This is a genomic window from Mucilaginibacter sp. RCC_168 (assembly GCF_041355315.1).
Classification (GTDB): domain Bacteria; phylum Bacteroidota; class Bacteroidia; order Sphingobacteriales; family Sphingobacteriaceae; genus Mucilaginibacter.
On record NZ_JBFUPN010000013.1, the window covers coordinates 37,169 to 56,678 of the forward strand.

17 protein-coding genes are annotated in these 19,510 nt (G+C 39.7%); 10 read left to right on the forward strand and 7 right to left on the reverse strand.

The features are described from left to right. Window positions 1–3: 3 nt before the first annotated feature. Complete coding sequence (accD, locus tag AB6735_RS13710) at window positions 4–849, reverse strand: acetyl-CoA carboxylase, carboxyltransferase subunit beta (protein WP_370996413.1); 846 nt, start codon at window positions 847–849, stop codon at window positions 4–6. 278 nt (window positions 850–1,127) lie between these two features. Here accD and fbaA point away from each other — a divergent pair, with 278 nt between their 5' ends. From fbaA to AB6735_RS13730, 4 genes are all read left to right on the forward strand, one after another. Beyond that, window positions 1,128–2,207, forward strand: a complete 1,080-nt coding sequence (fbaA, locus tag AB6735_RS13715; RefSeq protein WP_370996414.1) for a class II fructose-bisphosphate aldolase — start codon at window positions 1,128–1,130, stop codon at window positions 2,205–2,207. Window positions 2,208–2,297: 90 nt separating this feature from the next. Then, entirely contained in the window at window positions 2,298–2,810 is a 513-nt protein-coding gene (locus tag AB6735_RS13720) for a low affinity iron permease family protein (protein WP_370996415.1), read from the forward strand. Beyond that, on the forward strand, window positions 2,770–3,201 hold the full coding sequence (locus AB6735_RS13725; protein WP_370996416.1) for a GNAT family N-acetyltransferase: 432 nt from the start codon (window positions 2,770–2,772) through the stop codon (window positions 3,199–3,201). The genes AB6735_RS13720 and AB6735_RS13725 overlap by 41 nt, the downstream gene beginning before the upstream one ends. A 73-nt stretch (window positions 3,202–3,274) precedes the next feature. Next, a complete protein-coding gene (locus AB6735_RS13730; RefSeq protein ID WP_370996417.1) occupies window positions 3,275–3,871 on the forward strand; it encodes a hypothetical protein in 597 nt (198 codons plus the stop codon). A 112-nt stretch (window positions 3,872–3,983) separates the two neighbouring features. Here AB6735_RS13730 and AB6735_RS13735 read toward each other — a convergent pair whose 3' ends face one another. The 6 genes from AB6735_RS13735 to AB6735_RS13760 all read right to left on the reverse strand — a co-directional run bounded on the left by AB6735_RS13735 (window position 3,984) and on the right by AB6735_RS13760 (window position 8,194). Next, window positions 3,984–4,760: a DNA-formamidopyrimidine glycosylase family protein gene (locus AB6735_RS13735; protein ID WP_370996418.1), complete on the reverse strand. Its 777-nt coding sequence runs from the start codon at window positions 4,758–4,760 to the stop codon at window positions 3,984–3,986. A gap of 46 nt (window positions 4,761–4,806) precedes the next feature. Beyond that, window positions 4,807–5,283 carry a helix-turn-helix domain-containing protein gene (locus AB6735_RS13740; protein WP_370996419.1) on the reverse strand — a complete coding sequence of 159 codons (477 nt, stop codon included), beginning with the start codon at window positions 5,281–5,283 and terminating at the stop codon, window positions 4,807–4,809. A 47-nt stretch (window positions 5,284–5,330) separates the two neighbouring features. Next, complete coding sequence (locus AB6735_RS13745) at window positions 5,331–5,690, reverse strand: hypothetical protein (protein ID WP_370996420.1); 360 nt, start codon at window positions 5,688–5,690, stop codon at window positions 5,331–5,333. Continuing rightward, window positions 5,687–6,313 (reverse strand): pyridoxamine 5'-phosphate oxidase family protein, encoded by a 627-nt coding sequence (locus tag AB6735_RS13750; RefSeq protein WP_370996421.1) that lies wholly within the window; start codon window positions 6,311–6,313, stop codon window positions 5,687–5,689. The genes AB6735_RS13745 and AB6735_RS13750 overlap by 4 nt, the downstream gene beginning before the upstream one ends. Window positions 6,314–6,396: 83 nt before the next feature. After that, window positions 6,397–6,951, reverse strand: a complete 555-nt coding sequence (locus AB6735_RS13755; protein ID WP_370996422.1) for a carboxymuconolactone decarboxylase family protein — start codon at window positions 6,949–6,951, stop codon at window positions 6,397–6,399. Between the two features lie 115 nt (window positions 6,952–7,066). Continuing rightward, complete coding sequence (locus AB6735_RS13760) at window positions 7,067–8,194, reverse strand: winged helix DNA-binding domain-containing protein (protein WP_370996423.1); 1,128 nt, start codon at window positions 8,192–8,194, stop codon at window positions 7,067–7,069. Between the two features lie 256 nt (window positions 8,195–8,450). Here AB6735_RS13760 and AB6735_RS13765 point away from each other — a divergent pair, with 256 nt between their 5' ends. From AB6735_RS13765 to AB6735_RS13790, 6 genes are all read left to right on the forward strand, one after another. Continuing rightward, window positions 8,451–9,287 carry a hypothetical protein gene (locus tag AB6735_RS13765; RefSeq protein ID WP_370996424.1) on the forward strand — a complete coding sequence of 279 codons (837 nt, stop codon included), beginning with the start codon at window positions 8,451–8,453 and terminating at the stop codon, window positions 9,285–9,287. A 17-nt stretch (window positions 9,288–9,304) separates the two neighbouring features. Continuing rightward, window positions 9,305–11,758: an alkaline phosphatase family protein gene (locus AB6735_RS13770; protein ID WP_370996425.1), complete on the forward strand. Its 2,454-nt coding sequence runs from the start codon at window positions 9,305–9,307 to the stop codon at window positions 11,756–11,758. A 51-nt stretch (window positions 11,759–11,809) separates the two neighbouring features. Then, complete coding sequence (locus AB6735_RS13775) at window positions 11,810–13,054, forward strand: YdcF family protein (RefSeq protein ID WP_370996426.1); 1,245 nt, start codon at window positions 11,810–11,812, stop codon at window positions 13,052–13,054. A gap of 50 nt (window positions 13,055–13,104) precedes the next feature. Beyond that, window positions 13,105–13,983 (forward strand): hypothetical protein, encoded by an 879-nt coding sequence (locus tag AB6735_RS13780; RefSeq protein WP_370996427.1) that lies wholly within the window; start codon window positions 13,105–13,107, stop codon window positions 13,981–13,983. 422 nt (window positions 13,984–14,405) lie between these two features. Next, window positions 14,406–17,738 carry a SusC/RagA family TonB-linked outer membrane protein gene (locus AB6735_RS13785; RefSeq protein ID WP_370996428.1) on the forward strand — a complete coding sequence of 1,111 codons (3,333 nt, stop codon included), beginning with the start codon at window positions 14,406–14,408 and terminating at the stop codon, window positions 17,736–17,738. A 20-nt stretch (window positions 17,739–17,758) separates the two neighbouring features. Further along, window positions 17,759–19,291: a RagB/SusD family nutrient uptake outer membrane protein gene (locus tag AB6735_RS13790; RefSeq protein ID WP_370996429.1), complete on the forward strand. Its 1,533-nt coding sequence runs from the start codon at window positions 17,759–17,761 to the stop codon at window positions 19,289–19,291. Window positions 19,292–19,510: the final 219 nt, after the last annotated feature.

Consider the following 19,510-nt stretch of genomic DNA (forward strand, 5'->3'; position numbering starts at 1 on the left):
ATTTTAGTTAGCCATCATTTTAATAAATGATGCCAGTTTTTCTTTCATTTCCCGGCGATCGACAATAAAGTCAAGGAAGCCGTGTTCCTGTACAAACTCGGCGGTTTGGAATCCTTTCGGCAGATCTTTTTTAATGGTTTCTTTAATAACCCTCGGGCCGGCAAAACCTATCAATGCACCAGGTTCGGCAATGTTGATATCGCCCAGCATCGCATATGATGCGGTAACACCACCTGTAGTAGGATCAGTGAGTAAAGAAATATAAGGAATTTTAGCCTGCGACAGTAAGGCCAGCTTAGCCGATGTTTTAGCCATCTGCATTAATGAAAAGGCTGCTTCCATCATTCTGGCACCGCCCGATTTGGATATCATCAGGAACGGAACCTTGTTAGCGATACAGTAATCAATGGAGCGAGCTATTTTTTCGCCAACTACCGATCCCATGGAACCACCGATGAAGTTAAAATCCATACAAGCAATAACCAGGTCTTGCCCGTCAATTTTACCGGCTCCTGCGCGTATAGCGTCTTTTAATCCTGTTTTCTTTTGTGTTTCTGTTAGACGGTCGGTGTATTTTTTAGTATCCTCAAAATGCAGCGGGTCGCCCGAAGTTAAATCCGGGAATAACTCTGTAAATTCGTTATTATCAAACAATACTGCAAAATATTCTTTCGAACCTATACGCAGGTGGTAGCCACAATAGTGGCAAACGTATTGATTCTCAACCTGCTCAGAATAATGCAAGGGTTTCTTACAATTAGGGCATTTATTCCAGATCCCATCGGGGGCTTCTTTCTTTTCCTCAGTAGTTGTAATTATCCCTTTCAACTCTCGTTTAAACCATGCCATATCTATGTCGAGCTCTTTCAATTGACTACAAAGAAACGAAAAAATATTTTAGATATGAGATATAAGGTTGGAGATATGAGACCAATTTATTCATTTTATACTCAAGTGTCTTATTTACACTAAAATCAAAAATATAGATTTGAGACACGAGATTTGAGATATGAGATAAGTTTTTAGTCTCCATTAGATGCTAAAACCCAAAAAAGAATTAAAAATCTTAAATCTAATATCTCAAATATCACATCTAAATGATAACTTCGAGGCCCAAATAAAAGCTCATGGATTTAAAAAATTATAAAGGTGTTCTGCACGGCGATCAGGTGCAGGAACTATTTGAGGTTGCTAAAAAGCATCAGTTTGCTTTACCTGCGGTAAACGTTATTGGTACCAACACCATTAACGCGGTTATGGAAACCGCCAAACAGGTAAACTCTCCGGTAATTATTCAACTATCAAATGGCGGTGCACAATTTTACGCCGGTAAATCATTAGATAATTCAAAACTTCAGGCCTGTATTTTAGGTGCTGTATCAGCTGCAAAGCATGTGCATTTATTGGCCGAACATTATGGCGTGGCCGTAATTTTACATACAGACCACGCTGCTATGAAGTTTTTACCATGGATTGATGGCTTGTTGGATCATGGCGAAAAATTCTTTGCCGAAACCGGTAAACCACTTTTCTCATCACACATGCTTGATCTTTCTGAAGAGCCTATCGAAGAAAATATTGAGATCTCTGCAAAATACCTGGCCCGTATGGCTAAATTAGGGATGACCCTGGAAATTGAGTTGGGTGTAACCGGTGGTGAAGAAGATGGTGTTGACAACTCCGATGTTGACAGCTCACGTTTATATACCCAACCAGAAGATGTTGCTTACTCTTACGAACACCTCTTAAAAGTGAGCCCTCGTTTTACCGTAGCTGCTGCTTTTGGTAACGTGCACGGCGTTTACAAACCAGGTAATGTTAAATTACAACCGGTTATTTTACACAACTCACAAGAGTATGTGAAAAAAACTTTTGGTTTAACTGCCGAAAAGCCTATCAACTTTGTATTCCACGGTGGTTCTGGTTCAAGCCAGGAAGAGATCCGCGAGGCTATCTCTTACGGAGCTATTAAAATGAATATCGATACCGATATGCAATGGGCATACTGGGAAGGTATTAAAGATTACTACAAATCAAAAGAAGCTTACCTGCAGCACCAAATAGGTAACCCAGAAGGTGAAGACTCTCCAAACAAAAAATATTACGACCCGCGCGTATGGTTACGCAAAGGCGAAGAAACTTTTGTAAAACGTTTAGCCGCTGCTTTTGAAGACCTTAATTGCGTTGATGTAAACAGCAAACTATAATATTCATCAAAAACTAACAAAGCGCTGTTACATTTGTTGTAATGGCGTTTTGTTTTTACAAGCGTTTTCCAAACCTGATAATTTACCTGTATGGCAGAGATCGCTAAAAAAAAGAAGAATTTATTTGAACGTTTTGCCAACTGGGCAACCATTGCCACAGGTAGTTCCGGGGCCTTTTTAACTGCTGTAAGCATTATTGTTGTATGGGGTATCACGGGGCCTATATTTCATTACTCTGATACCTGGCAGCTTATTATCAATACAGGTACTACCATTGTTACTTTTTTAATGGTTTTCCTGATCCAAAAATCGCAAAACAAGGATTCAAAGGCAGTACACTTAAAATTAAATGAATTGTTGGCCTCTCATCAGGGTGCCAGCAACCGGATGGTGGATATTGAGGAGATGAACGAACAAGAGCTTGACCAACTGCATAAATTTTATGTACAGTTATCGATACTTGCCGAGCAGGAAGATGATCTCACCTGCACCCACTCTATTGATGCTGCAGAAGAGAATCATAACGCGAAACTAACTATACTTAAAACCAAACCGCATTATAATGCCCATAAACTCAAGCTTAGAAGTAAGAAAAGTAACTGAGCAAACCGACCTCGATAAAGTTTTTGCCGTAAGGCGCGAAGTTTTTGTAGTTGAACAAAATTGTCCTCCCGAATTAGAATGGGAGTTTGAAGATGAATCGACCCATTTTTTAGCTACTATTGATGGCGAACCCGCAGGTGCCTGTCGCTGGCGAAAAACAGACAAAGGTTATAAACTGGAACGTTTTGCCGTATTAAAAAAATTCCGTGGTCATGGAATAGGGCAGGCTCTGGTTCAAACTGTTCTGGATGATCTGCCTGCCGAAGCTACTTATGTTTACATGCATGCGCAAACACAGGCCGTATCCTTGTATGAGCGATTTAATTTTGAAAAAACAGGTCCAGAGTTTGAGGAGGCCGGTATCTGGCATTATAAAATGATTAGGAAATAAAAGGAGGGAAGCATGCAACCAATTTGCACATGGTTTCGTCTTGCTTTTAATTAACATCATTTTAAACTGCTTTATGATCAATCATTGCCTGCCGCTATCCAAAATATTTAAATTATTGTTTATCTGTTTTATTTGTTTTGCAGCTTTTAACAGTCTGGCGCAGGACAAAACAAAAACAATAGGCAATAAATTACGATCGGGAACCACCAATAACTCATTCAATGTTGTAAAGGGTGCACAGGTAGGTATCAGAATGAATGCAGGTCATAAACCAGTTGAATTGCTGAAGTTGAGCTTTCATGTTGATAACCTGGGCAAGGATACTATCCCGTTTAAAGTAAATGTATATGCCATGGGCGATAAATTACCGGAAGGCAATAACCTGGTTAAAGAAGAAATAAAGGGGGCAATAATAAGAGAAAAAGGCCCTAATGAGCCATTAATGAATAACCAACTGATCACTGTTGATCTGGCACCGTACAAGGTGGAGGTAAAAGGCGATATATTGGTTGCCGTAGAATTCTTAAAAACACAACCTCGTAAAGAACTCGGTTTTTCATGCGGAGTGCTCAATGGTGGCACCTATTATAAAAAAGACATGGATGCTATTTGGAAAAAGATACCCGTTGTTGGGGCTGATTTTAATGTGCTGGTAAAGAAATTGAAGTAGGACATTTCAAATCTTACAATTTTGTCATTCCGAGCGCAGCGAAGAATCTATTATCACCATACATGTACGAATAGATCCTTCGCTGCACTCAGGATGACAAACAAAGGCATAATTAACTATACAACTCCTGCTCTTCGGTATAATACGTTTTCCTTGTACCTTCCTTCACAATTATCTTTTCGCCTTTGGGGCTATGAGTCTTTTTTGAATTGTGGATATGCATAAAGTCCCTTACTTCGCCGTTGATAATATCCGGGTTGGCTTTCAGGATAGCCTTTTCGGCATCAGTAAGTACGATATGGATGGATTTAACAAGTTCCTTTATCTTATGCTCCGGAATCTTATTGCTGATGGACATCGGCGATATGCCTGCATGCCACAAGATCTCATCTGCATAAGCATTGCCTATACCGCGAATGATCTTTTGATCGAGCAATATGGTTTTGATATTGGTTTTGGTTTTTTGCAGACGGGTGGTTAAATAGTCAACACCGGCGTCTTTTGATAAAGCATCGGGCACTTCCTTTTCTTCAGGGTTTAAGGTGGGGGTAGCAATCCCTTGAAAGTCTGTCAGCACTAAACCTGTACCATCAGTAAAGTGCAATTCAATGATGGGGTATTTATTTTCGCTTTTACCTTCAAACAAAAATAGCTTACCATGTAGCATCAAATGCAAACCCAGGATATCACCCTTTGAAAATTTAAGGTGAAGCTCCTTGCCCTCCCGGTACACCTTAACCAGTTTCTGACCTTCGAGCGTTTGCTGGAGCTCCTGATGGCTCACATTTAATTTTTTAGCGTTGATAACGGCAATATGTTTAACCGTTTTTCCGGCTAATTTTTTATCCAGGTTGTGACTAAATGCTTGCAGATCGGGTAATTCAGGCATGATTAAAGTTTATGTAAAAACCAAATATACCGGGATAAGTTTTAATTTAAGCGCTCGCACGACCATAACCAACTGTATCCCGGTATAATTGCGGCGATACATCGGCATTGGTCTTAAAAAATCTACTGAAATAGTATTCGTCATCATAACCTAATTCGTAGGCAATTTCCTTTATCGGTTTATTGGTTAAATACAATTCGCGTTTCGCTTCAATAATAATGCGTTCGGCAATCAGGTTACTGATGGTTTTATTAAAATGGGTTTTAGTGATACGAGCCAGGGCCTTCGCCGAAATATTCAACATATCGGCATAGTGGCTGGCACTGTGTTTGGTTTTAAAATGCGTTTCAATGGCATCCTTCAGATCCTGCAGTATATAAGGCCCTTTGAAGTCCTTATCTGGCTGGTGTAAAATAGCCTGTTGCTCTGTTTTTAAACGGGATGCTGTTATCAGGAATATTTTAAGATAGGAGATCAGTATCTCATACTGTGCCAGAGCTTTATTGAGCATTTCGGCTTTCATTTGTTCCAATAGTAAATTTAAGAGCGATTCGTTTACAGCATCAACCATTACATAAGGGGGCGGTATATATTATCAAATAGGATACCACTGCATGATACTTCTTTATGATGTTTAAGAATACAAAAAAAATCAGGGTGAAACTGAATGGCCACGCCCTTTATCGGCTCTTTAGCCGACAACATGAACGGCTGATAAAGCGAAAAAGCCAACATTCGGCCGGCTTCAAAGCCGTATTCAGAAAAATCTGATTTCAATATTCCCGATCCTTCTTTGATCCAAATGAGCGAGAAGTAGTTATGGCGTTGTAAATGATCAAAATGGCTGTTATCATCAAACCAAAATAATTTAAAGGCGAGATTCCCCTTTGGCTCGTCTGTCAATGTAAACGTATTTTGAGTACCGGTCATTTGTTATTAGTAGTATTAGCTAATTGTGCCTTTAAATCAGCGTTTTCTTTTCTTAACTTATTTATATATTCATGTTGTGCGGCAAATTCTTCCTGAATCTCTTCCAAAGTATATCTCGGCGTTATATGTTGCGGACAGTTCCAGTCGTATGCTTTTACTTTAAACAGTATTATTCTTTCAGCTTTAAATTTATAATCTTCAAGATTAAGCTTGTCATATAGATATAAGTTATCTTCAATCGGAAGTACACTGGCTTCGGCAAATATTTTCAACCTTGTCCTGGCCGCCTGGTCAAGAAGGAATAGCGCTACTTTATTATTGGTAGCTAAATTACCTGTTGAAATATATTGTTTATTACCGCCAAAATCAATAAAGCCAAGTGTTTCCTGATCAATTACTTTCAAAAAGCCTTTTGGCCCACCACGAAACTGAACGTAAGGATAGCCATTTTCACTTATGGTCGACATATAAAAATTATCCTGCCAGGCGATAAATTCCTCTTCGCTTTCCGTTAATCCATCAGTGTAACGATGTTCTTCCATCCGGCCATAACTCGCACGGCTACCATAACGCTCCTGAAAATCTTTTACGGCATTGGTAAAAGCCATTTTTGGATAATTCATAACAATAGTTTTAATAAAGTTAAATAATACAGCAAAAGCCAAAGCATTTGCTGTTGACTTTTACTGTTAGCTAAATATGATCATTAAGCTTCAATATCCTGTAGTGGTTTTGCGACCGGGAAATCAATTACGGTATCAGCGGTATTGTTAAAATAGTTGGTCAATATATTCAACGCAACGTGGCCAACAATTTCGCCAATTTCACCTTCTGACAGACCGGCAGCTCTTACAGTTTCAACGTCACTGTCATTAACCAGGCCATTTTTAGTAATTAGTACATTAGCGAATTTGAGAACCGCATCTATTTTTGCATCAGCAGAATTTGCATGACGAGCTTTAATAATGCTGCTGGTATCAATATGAACCAGTTTTTCGCTGATATAAGAGTGTGCTGATAAACAATAATCACAAGCGTTTTTCTCGGCTATTGATAGCGCCAATAGCTCACCGGTTTTTGCACCCAGTAAGCCATGGGATAAAGTATTGTTCAGATCAAGGTAACCTTGCAGCAATGCTGGGGAACTACCCATTGTGCGCATCATGTTAGGTACTACACCTAATTTGCTTTGTATAGCATTAAATAATTCTTTTGTTTTGCCTGTTGCTTCGTCAGGATTTATTGCTTTTAAACGTGCCATTGTTATGTCTTTTTAGTTTGTCGTTATTGACAATACAAAATTGCATACAAGAGCTTCGCTGTAACATGGATGAATTTCGTTAGTACATGGACAATTTTCCCGGTAGCGCCCTTACTTAGGTGAAAAGAAACTTCCTGTAACTGGATACGGCTTTTTCCACAGCTTTTTCCTGTGCTTTATTTAATGGGCCAAACAGATTTAAATGCACATCAACAGATTTAGCTTTGAGCGTTCGTTTCCAGGTACCCACCACCTGATTGTCAACCACTATCGCCGGATCAAAAATTACGTGTCGTGTCTGTTTAAGATATTTTGGATTTACCAAAGCGTCACGATCTTTATAGGCGATGGCAAACTCATCAAATGCCGGCAATAAATAGGCTTTTGTTTTTGGCGATGGCATTTCCTTCGTATTATTCGGCATCCAATACGTGCGGCCATCAATCACTTCACTAATCAATTGCGACTTAACATGCTCAAGCCCTATACCCGCATCGGTCACTGTTAAACCACACCAGTTTGCAAAATCGTGCAGGGTAGCAGGTCCCCGGCTGTTGAAATAACCGAGGGCCAGTTTGTTTAGTGCCTCTTCCCGGGTTAAGGTTGGTGTTAGCGGTGCCCGGTCATCAAGCAAGGCATAGGTAAATTGTTTGCCAACTCTTCCGCCGTTGCATATTACCTGGTCTAACTCGGCTCTCATTAATAATATCGTAAACCTGAGTTCGTCGGTAGCAATCCCTGCTTGCTCAAACACATTCACCAACTCTGGCCGCGTAAGTTGCTTATTTCCGGCCATAGCTTTCTCTAACACTGCATTACTTTTGGCAAAAATGTGGTTGGTGAGTTCAAATTTTTTGCTCATAGCTGCATTAATAGCGTTAATACGTGGTGCAGTGAGAGCCAGTATCCACCGGATATCCTGTGGCGAAACAAAATGCCAGGTGGGCCGCAGCAAATGGGTACGCAATATTTTGCCATCTGTTATAGCTTGTTCTATTACCTCTTCGCTGGTGTTAGGCATCCGCAAAGCTACAGCCCATTTAGCTCCGGCGTAATCTTGCGCCTGCATAGCTACCATGTGTTTAACAACATCTTCGGGATTACTAAATTGAGGGTTATAAATATGTTGATTATAAACCCGTTGAGCAGCCAGATAATTACCCTTCATAATGATTCTTTGATCTATAAAGTTAAAATTAATGTTCAGGAATGACAGCTGTTTGTCAGTAGCAAAAGATATCATAATTTTGTTAAATTGGGTTTACATGACAACCATAAAACAAGTATTCATGACATTAAATAAGGGTTTATAAAGTATTCAATATTGGGCGGTAGGAGTAACAATTGGATTTTTAATTACATTTAAAAAAAGCCATGGAATAAAACATATTACTTTCTCCATGGTAGTATTTGTAACAAAGTCATAGTCAAAAGCCTGCTAAACATTATGTTTACTTTGACTTAATTATGGGTTAATATAAAGGGGGTTATTTCACATCATGAAAAGAGAACTTTATCTTATTCTGCTTTTATTGACATTAAGCCTTGCTGGCAGGGCACAAAATGATCATTCTATAAACCCTACCGGGAATTTCATAACTGCAGCTCCGCAACCATTCCTGTTTTCTGTTAATACGTTAACCGGCAACTCTCCATATTGGAGTTTAAATTATTCCGGAAGTTATGGTGAACGTACCCTAACACCATTTGGTTATGACGGCGTTGATCAACAATTAGCTGTTAAAGGCTACCTGGGTAACAGGTTTACATTATATGCCAATGCCGCTGTTGGGTTTGCACGCGATGGCGGCACAACCAGCGCGCAACAAGCAGAATTAATGCATGATTTTATTGGCGGCAAACAGCCATTTGGCCCACGCATAGGGCTTAGCTTAGGTGGTAGTCGCGACTGGACAAATGTTAAGTCAATATTCAGCCGGGTTACTGCTTCGTTTGATGCTGCATCATGGCGATTTGCGGGGAACTTCCGCTTTGAAAAAGCTTTTGATAAATCACGGGACGGAATTGATCTGGTAACCAGTTTCGGTTTCCATCACCGTATTACAGGCAACTTTTTTGGTGGTGTAGAAGCTGTAGGTGAGGATCTGGAAGGTTTTTGGGAAGCAGATGAGGCAGAAGGAGGGGCCAAGTTATTAGTCGGACCTTCCATTAACTACGTTCCTTCGGGTTCAAGATTTGGCTTCTCTGTTTGTGGTGGCCCTATTATTTATGCTACGCATAGTAATGTTATACCATCTGAAGCGGTGAGGGATTTGTCAACATTATCACAAAACGGATACACGATAAGGGCTCAAATATCATTTAACTTGCATTAATACTTACTTAAACTACTATGTTTAGTTCAATTAAAAAAATAAGCTTTGTTACAGCATTAAGCGTATTCATCGGCGCATCTGTAATTGCACAGATACCTGGGAAAGTTAAAGGCACAGGGCAGGTATTACTTCCTAATGGCTGGAAATTAAGTCCGGCCGGGCGGTCTTTAACATTGGGCGATCTGCCTTTAAATATGCAGCTAAGCACATCCGGCAAATTGCTTGCAGTAACCAATAATGGCCAGAGTACACAATCGTTGCAGCTCATAGATCCTAAAACCGAAAAATTGCTGGACGAACGGGTGTTGGCTAAATCATGGTACGGATTAGCCTTTAGCCGCGACGAAAAACATCTGTACGCGTCAGGGGGTAATGATAACTGGATATTGGATTTTCACCTAAAGGATAATAAATTAAACCAGGCGGATACCATAAAGCTGGGTACGCCATGGCCTAAAGGTAAAATATGCCCTACAGGTATCGCCGTAAATAAGAATAACACCAAATTATACACAGTAACTAAGGAAGACAGCACGCTTTATATCATTGATCCGCAGGCAAAACAGATCCTTCATAAGGTTCAGCTGCCGGCTATAGCTTACAGCTGTGCATTATCTCCTGATGAAACAAAACTATATGTTTCACTTTGGGGTGGCCGGGCTGTTACTGTGGTGAATACCACAACTCAAACCATTGAAAACAGAATAACTACCGGCGACCATCCTAATGAATTGCTTTTGAATAAAAAAGGCAACTACCTGTTTGTAGCTAACGCTAATGATAATACGGTTTCTATCATCAATACCATTAGTAATAAGGTAATTGAAACCGTTGCCACTACATTATATCCAACAAAACTTACAGGTTCAACCACCAATGGACTGGCCTTGAGTGTTAATGAAAAAACACTATACATTGCTAATGCCGATAATAATTGCCTGGCTGTTTTTGATGTATCAAAGCCAGGTTATAGTAAAAGCCAGGGTTTTATCCCCGTGGGCTGGTATCCTACCAATGTAAAAACATTGGGCAATAAAATATTGGTAACTAACGGAAAGGGGCTAAGTTCTATGGCCAATCCACAAGGCCCTCAACCCATTTCAAAAGCAGATAATAGTGGATACCAAACAGGAAGTACGGCTAACAACCGGTTACAATATATCGCGGGTTTATTTAAAGGCTCGCTATCTTTTATTGATGCGCCGAAACCAGAGCAGTTGAAACAATACACTCACCAGGTTTATGCCAACACACCATTTACAAACAAAAGAACCATAACTGCAGATGGTGAGGCCGGAAATCCCATCCCACGTAAACTGGGCGAAAAATCACCCATTAAACATATCTTTTATATCATTAAGGAAAACCGCACTTATGACCAGGTTTTAGGAGATATGCCAGGCGGCAATGGGGATACCTCTTTAACCTTATTTGGGAAACATGTAACGCCTAACCATCATGCTTTAGCCAGTGAGTTTGTATTGCTTGACAATTTTTATGTTGATGCTGAAGTAAGTGCTGATGGGCATAACTGGAGCATGGCAGCATACGCTACTGATGTAATTGAAAAAACCTGGCCAACCAGCTACGGCAGTCGTGGCGGCAGCACCAGCTTTGAAGGTGGCCGGCCGGCTACTTATCCACGCGACGGCTTTATATGGGATTATTGTAAACGGGCCGGTATTACTTATCGTAGTTACGGTGAATTTAGTGATGATGGCAAGGCAAATATTAAAACACTGCAAGGGCATATTTGTGCGCAATCACCTGGCTTTAATCTGGATATAAAAGACCAGGTTAGGGTTGATGCCTGGCAACACGATTTTGATTCACTGCTTACTATTAACGCGGTACCTCAGTTTAATACCATTCGTATTTCAAATGACCATACCAGCGGACAAAAAAAAGGTAAGATATCACCGGTTGCTGCGGTTGCGGATAATGACCTGGCTATAGGCCGTTTTATTGAACATCTGTCTAAAAGTCCAATCTGGAAAGAATCTGTTGTATTTATACTGGAAGATGACGCTCAAAACGGTCCAGATCATATCGACGCCCACAGGTCACCTGCATTCGTAGTAGGCCCTTATGTAAAACGTAACGCTGTTGTACATACCATGTATTCAACTTCGGGCTTTTTGAGAACCATGGAACTTATATTGGGCTTGCCGCCAATGAGCCAATATGATGCCGGAGCAATGCCTTTATATGAATGTTTTACCAGTAAGGCTGATGTAACCCCTTATCAATTAAAACCGGCAGAGGTTGATCTGGAAAGACGGAATATTGCCAACAACGAAAGCAGCAGACGTTCTGAATCCTTCAACTTTGCTAAAGAAGATGCGGTACCAGATCTTGATCTGAACGAGGTAGTTTGGAAATCAGTAAAAGGCGAACATTCCACAATGCCGGCACCTAAAAGAAGTGCTTTTGTATTATTAGAGCAGAAAAAGAAAGACGATGATGATTGATTTAACCAATTGACATTAGCCACTATTTATTAAGCATCAACATTTCTTTTTATGAATTTTAAGAAATACTTATTCCTATTATTAGGTTTTACCGTTTTTTACGCTTACGGGCAATCGGCAAATCAGAGCTATAAACTAATAGGCGATAATTTTATACAGACCAAAAACTACTACCTGCTTACTTTATTTCAAAATAATGTAGCAGTAAAACAACTATTGGCGAACGATCCTGAATTGGCCAAACTGACGCAATCCAGGTTAGATAATATTAAATCGTCGCTTACTACTTGCAAAGATCCATTGTGTTTAACTCAAAGCCTAAAATTTAGCTCGGATGAGATCAAAGCGGTTAGCGACAGGCTTACAATTTTGTATAAAACAGATAATGCTTTAGGCAATTTGGTAAAACAGCATTTAATACCTTCGGGCACTTATCAGCAATTTAACAGCTTGTCGCCCGTTGAAATATTGATTAGCACATGGGAACAGGATGCTAAAGCAATTAACTATGCCATTGAAGTTTATGCCGAAGGCCGCAAACCAAACTATCCTGCTATTGATTCCATCAGCTTCAACGTAAAAGCTCGAGGATATCTGAACCTGGGGTATGATGCCTCAGCGACCATATGGGATGAGAGCAAAAAGGAAAAACTATTCTTTGTCCCCTCCATGAATTACGCACTGCATTGCCTCGAAATAAACGAAAGAGACGATGCCGCCAATGACGAGCCAATGACCCTGGGGATCAATAAAAACGCTTACAACCGGATAAAAACTATCAATTGGGCCAAATATAAATACACCATGATCCTAATACCAGGAGCTGGCCCAGACGTTGCTGGAGTAGCTTTAAGCGCCGAAGGGATGCTGCGCTGCCGTGTAGCCGCATTAAGATACTTTGAAGGATTAGCCCCTTTTATCATGACATCGGGTGGTAAAGTGCATCCTTATAAAACAAAATACATTGAAGCTGATGAAATGAAAAAATACATGGTAGAAAAACTGCATGTACCAGAAAATGCCATATTTGTTGATCCGCATGCACGGCACACTACTACTAATATGCGTAATTGCGCGCGTATCATATTCCGTTACGGAATGCCATTCAATAAGCCATGTATCACTTCAACAGATAAATCACAAAGTTATTTTATAGCCAATATGGCTGCGCGCTGTGAAAAGGAGCTGGGCTATGTGCCGTATAAGCTGGGTAAACGCCTGTCAGATACCGAACAGGAATTTTATCCAACTATTGAATCACTGCGGATTGATAATGATGAACCACTTGATCCATAGCAGATCGATTTATCAGACGGGTTATTTTTCAAACACATAAAAAGATGATCATGAAGAAATTATTTTTTACTTCATCGACTATACTATGCTTAGGGCTCGTTGCATTCTTAAATAAAACAGTTGATATGGTTGTTACCCGTACCCTGACTATCGATTCATTAGGTGCCTGCCAGGGTATTTCTTATCAGCACGGCAAGATATTTTTATATGGCGACCGTGAAGTTGGGATGATACGGGAATTTAAGTTAGTAGGGGACAGCCTTACCTATATTAACAAAGAATATAAATTGACTACAAACGGGCAGGATGTGATCAATCATCCCACAGGCATTGCCTATAATGGAAGCGGGCCAACTTTTATGGGTAATTCCATTCGCTTAAATAAGGAGGGTACAAAATGGAAAGCTGTAATTTATTGTATTGATTGGAAAGGCTTGCTGAAAACCGGTACCCTTGATGGCAATCTAACCAATACAATTGATGATGATGCCTGTATTCAAGGTACAAGACCCGAATATGTAAAGTACAACAATAAGTGGTATGTAGCTACGGCTGATTATGGTAATAATGGTAACGAAGTTAGGTTGTATGATCCGAAAGCCCTCAAATTAGCTTCTAAAACAAGCGAAAAGGGTGTATTGTACAAAAAATTCACCTGCACTGCATGGGTTCAAAATTTGCATTGGATAGCCTCAAAAAATATACTTGTCCTTATTCAAAATCAAAAAGAGGGCAGGATGTGGCGCTTTACTTGTATAGATCTTAAAAAATCAATTGAAAGCGGTACACAACAAGTGATTAGGGAAATAAATATTGATGGAAAACAAGATGAATTGGAAGGTTTTTCATTCTTAGGAGATGCCGGTAAAGGCATAGCAGTATCCTCTTCACGAAAAAACAATGTAACCTTCACCAATACATCCTGGTAGTTTCTTTTATCTATCTATCTTGATTTTCGGATGGTAGTAAACTTTGTATAGTTAATATAAACTTAACCTAAGGGCATCATTGACTTAAGGTTATAGCGTTAAATTTGGCTTTCCTTTATCATATTTTCAATTTTATTATTATTTCGTTATGAAATAATAAATATTATTACTTAGTAAATCGATTTATTAATAATATTTAAAAAATTGCCTATGTAAAAATGTTCTATAAAAAATGAAACCGGCTAAGATGAACCAGAGAATACCCTCATATTCTACCGGTCTGGAATTAATTGTCAAATAACTGGAAAAGCGATTCCAATGCTTTCAGGAGTTACCATTAACAATCAATATTTAAATATATGTATAAAAAGATTACATGCGATCTTTTAAAAAGAAATCTTATAAAGATAAACGCTATTATAATGATAGTGTTTGCATTTTTACAACCCGTACATGCAAACTACAGCAAAGCAAGAATATTGCGTAACAGGATCATTGAAACACCTGTAAAAATATCAGGTACTGTAGTTGACGAAAATGGCTTACCCTTGCCTGGGGTAAGCGTTTATGAAAAAAAATCACATAAAGGAACGTCTACCGACATCAATGGTAGATTTACCATTACCGCAGAACCAGGCGAGACGCTGATCTTTACCTTTGTTGGTTACACCAACCAAGAAATGGTTATTGGTAGTAAAACCGAAATAAATGTTAAGTTACAACCATCTGCCAATATCTTGAACGAGGTTGTTGCTGTAGGTTATCAAACCGTGCGCAAAAGCGATTTTACAGGCGCGGTTGCTAACGTTAGATCTGAGGAACTGAATTTAACCGCTCCGACCATAGGACAAGCCTTGGTTGGTAAAGTAGCCGGCGTACAGGTATCGCAAATTACAGGTGCCCCTTACGGAACCACCAAAATTGCAGTACGTGGCGTGGGCTCGATCAATGCCAGTTCTGATCCGCTATATGTAATTGATGGCTATGCGGCTGGTAATGACCTGTTCATTAACCCTTATGATATTGAATCTGTAAGTATATTGAAAGATGCGGCATCTGCGGCCATTTATGGTTCGAGAGCGGCGGGTGGTGTAGTATTGATCACTACCAAGCATGGTTCAAAAACCGATAGTAAAGGTAAGTTTGAGTATGACTCTCAGGTTGGAATTAGTCAAATGGCTAAAAAAGTTAACCTGTTAAATTCCGATCAGTTTGCCCAATTAGTAATTGATGGTCGTAATAACTCTTATCATGATTTATGGATAACTACCGGCCATACATGGAATGATGCTATGTATTCAGACGACAACGCCACACGTATAGCCAATGTAGGTAACGCTGGTTCTGTAAGTGTTCCACCATATCTTTATAATTTCCAGACCCAGTCACTTATCCATCAAACGGTTAATACCGACTGGCAGGATGAATTATATCGTAATGCTGTAACACAAACCCACAACCTGTCGTTCACTGGTAGCTCCAATGGCACCCGTTACTATTTCAGCACAGGGTACCAGGATCAGCCGGGTATTATGTTGGGTACAGGGCAAAAAAAAATAAACCTGCGCGCCAATGTGGATGGGCAAATAGGTAAAAGGCTTCAGGTTGGCGCTAATATATCCTTTACCCAAAACACCAACCAGGAAACACAAGATGGCAGATGGGATCATAGTCCGGCCTTTGGTGCACTGATCTATATGCCTTTTTTCCCAGCTTACAATGCCGATGGTAGCATAGCGACAAACGTAGCTGCAGCACAATCAACAGCTTATGCTTATCAGTCCATTGAAAATCCAATTGCTACAGCTACGCTGATTAAAATAAGCCGTGTTGGAGACCGTGCAACCTATAACGCGCATGCCAACTATACCATTTTAGATGGTTTGACATTCAACGCCAACTTAGGCATGCAAACCTATGCCGAAAACTACAATTATTATCTCCCAACCAATATCAGTAACGGCGCTAATCCACCTTACTCGTCTCAATCAATTCAGGCGGCAAAAGCGGTAAGGCAAACCATTGATTACCGGGATCAATTAGGCGAGTTTACCCTAAATTATACCAAACAATTAGGTAAAAATCACTTTGATGGATTGGTAGGCTATACTGCTCAAAAGACAGTAAATAATGTACTTACAGTACAAGGTACAGGTTTCCAGAATGATAATATACCCAATATAACCGGTGCAGCACCAAACCAAATAACACTGATAACACCTAATAGTACTGCAATTGAAGGTGTACAACCAACCGGCGATGATACCTACACGCTGTTATCATATCTTGCAAGGGTAAATTACAACTATGATAGCAAGTATTTCTTGTCTGCTTCATTCCGTACAGATGGATCTTCACGCTTTGGTGTGAGTAACCGTTATGCATCTTTCCCTTCCGTATCTGCAGGCTGGAATCTATCGGATGAATCATTCTACCATGGTTGGCTCGGTGAACAGTCTACCGTTAAATTGCGGGCAAGCTGGGGTTTAAGTGGTAACAACAACGTAGGTAATTATAACCTGCAACGTGTATATAATTCACCATCAAACGTAGTATTTGGTACAGGTGCCTTATCTCCTTCACTTGTTGCCGATAATATCAAAGACCCAAATTTGGGTTGGGAAACAACTTCGCAGTATAATTTTGGCGCCGACCTTGGTTTACTTAAGGGGCGACTTTTTCTGATTGCCAATTATTATTTAAGTCATTCCTACAACTTGTTATTTAAAGCGCCAATATCTGCAATCTCGGGCAGTCCAACTATCCTTACTAATATAGACGGAGCAAGAGTAGGTAACAAAGGATTTGATTTCCAGATAGATGGAAAAGTGATAGCTCATAAAGATTTCACCTTAAACTTAAGTGGCAATATTTCCATCAATCGCAATAAGGTATCAGGCTTAAGCGCTAACAATACGATCATCAGCGCAGGCGCCGAGCGTTCTTATCTGACCAGCATTACACAATCCGGACAGCCTATAGGTATGTTTTATGGTTATAAAGTGGGTGGTATGGTTACGCAGGCAGATCTTGCTAATATTGCCGCTGATAAAGCCAACTATAATCCGGCAACGCAATCTTATCCGGCGGGTTATAAAATTAAGGGGCCACCAATCTCTACCTTTTCAACCACGCCATTACAAGCAGGCGATCTTTATTTTAAAGATGTTAATGGCGATGGTGTAGTGAATAGCAAGGATGCCGGTATTATTGGTAGTCCATATCCAAAGTTCACTTATGGTTTTGCGATCAATGCAACATACAAAGGTTTCTTTTTTAGTTCGGCATTTGCCGGCTCATACGGCAACCAGGTACTTGATGGGCAGGATTATTACCTGTACAATATGGAAGGTTCAGGTAACCAGTATGAAGACGTTGCAAATCGCTACCGTAATGCCGCAGATCCAGGCGATGGTACTGTTTACAGAGCATCTCGCGGCAGCACCCAAAGTAATAGTACCAGGTTATCAACTTTTTATTTACAGAGTGGCTCTTTTCTGAGAAACACCAATACAACAATCGGTTATACCATTAAATCCGATTACATAACACGTAATTTGGGATTAAGCGGACTTAAAATATATGGTGCTGTTAATAACGGTTTTACCATTACCAAATACAAAGGATATAATCCTGAGGTTAACTATAATTACACTTTTAGTGGTTCACAAGGTGCAAACCTTTCGCCGGGTATTGATTATGGTGTTTATCCTTTGGTGCGTTCGTATAACCTGGGTGTTAAAGCCACTTTTTAATTACAATAATTCTTAAGCAAATGAAGAATATAAATTTCAAGTTATTATGCCTTGTGGCTGTATTAGCCCTTGGCTCATGCAAGAAAGATTTTTTGCAGCAAACCAATCCTGATGCCAATACTATAGCTAACTCCTTCAAAACAGAAAATGACGTATTATTGGCTGTTAACGGATGCTATGCACTGTTAAGAAGCGGTAACACGGTAGGTGAGGGCAGTGACCTTTGGACAGATCAACGTTCTGATGACACTGGTACCAACGATAACCAATCAAATGCCGGCGAGCCTTTCGGGTTCAATAATTTCTCATTAACACCTACTAATAGTTACTTGTACACGCATTGGTTGGCCATGTATAATATTATTTCAAATTGCAACATACTCTTATCCAATATGGATAAAGTAACCTTTGCGAAGCCCGAAACCAAACAGCGGTACAAAGCCGAGGCTGAATTTATACGTGCTTATGTTTATTTTAACCTTGTGCGGAAATGGGGCGATATTCCATTGGTTACTAAACAACTAATTACCAAGGAAGAAGTTGCTGCTAATACTTTCCGTACGCCTCAGGCCGCGGTATACACGCAAATATTAACCGACTTAAAAGATGCCTTGAGCAGCCCTTTGCCAAATACACAGGCCACAGGTACTATTGGCCGGATATCATTGGCAGCAGTAAATACCTTATTGGGTCAGGTATATTTAACAATGGCTACTACTCAGGACCCTGCCAATAAAACGGCTAATTTAAATAATGCCTTAACTAACCTTACAGCAGCATATAACGCCAAAACCTTTGCTAATTTAAAGGACATTCCGTATACTGATGTATTTGATGTAACTAAAAAATCCACCTGCCCTGAATTGATCTGGCAGATTGTAAACATACAAGGTGATCCTGTTTATAGTTCAAGTATAGCTGCTAACAATCAGGCTAAAGGCGAAACTATTAACTCTCTTAAATCATCAAGCGGAGTGGGAAACAATGTAACTCATGACCTGGTAAATGATTACGAAAGCAATGATCTGAGAGGAGCTTTCTCAATTAAATACGCAAGTGACCCTACGGTTAAGGACTGGTTTGTGACTAAATTCAGGGATGTAACTCCAGCGATAGCTAAAACCGGCTATGGCGGAAATGATTGGATCCTAATGCGTTATGCAGATGTGATCCTGATGCTCGCCGAAGTGAATATGTACCTGGATAATAATGCTGTAGCAATCCAATACCTTGATATGGTACGCGCCAGGGCCGGTATGCCAACCTATGAGGTTTCTTCTCAGGATCCAACTTACAGTTCAAAATATTCAACACTTAAATTGGCTATATTACATGAAAGGCGTGTTGAGCTTGCTTTTGAACATCACCGTTTATTTGATCTATTACGTACCTTCACTACCGATGAATTAGTTGCATATTTTCACAGTAAAAAACAGGCAGACTTCGGTTCTGCTCTTTTATCAAACTTTACAACTAAAGACAGGTATTATCCTATACCATTTAATGAAACAAAATTAGATCCGGTGAAAATGTATCAAAATCCGGGATATTAGTAGTGTACATCTCTTTATAACAAAAAAGGAGGACCTTAAGGTTCTCCTTTTTTGTTATAAGCAATTTTGAATTCCATAAATGGAATATTTTTGCGTATTGTTTAAAATATCAGGTAACCTTTTCTTTTCCGAAAAAGGGGAATCTATATCTAATTCGATACCCTAATAATACGAACTGATTCATATAAATCTGGGGTTATCAACATTAGTTAACTATCT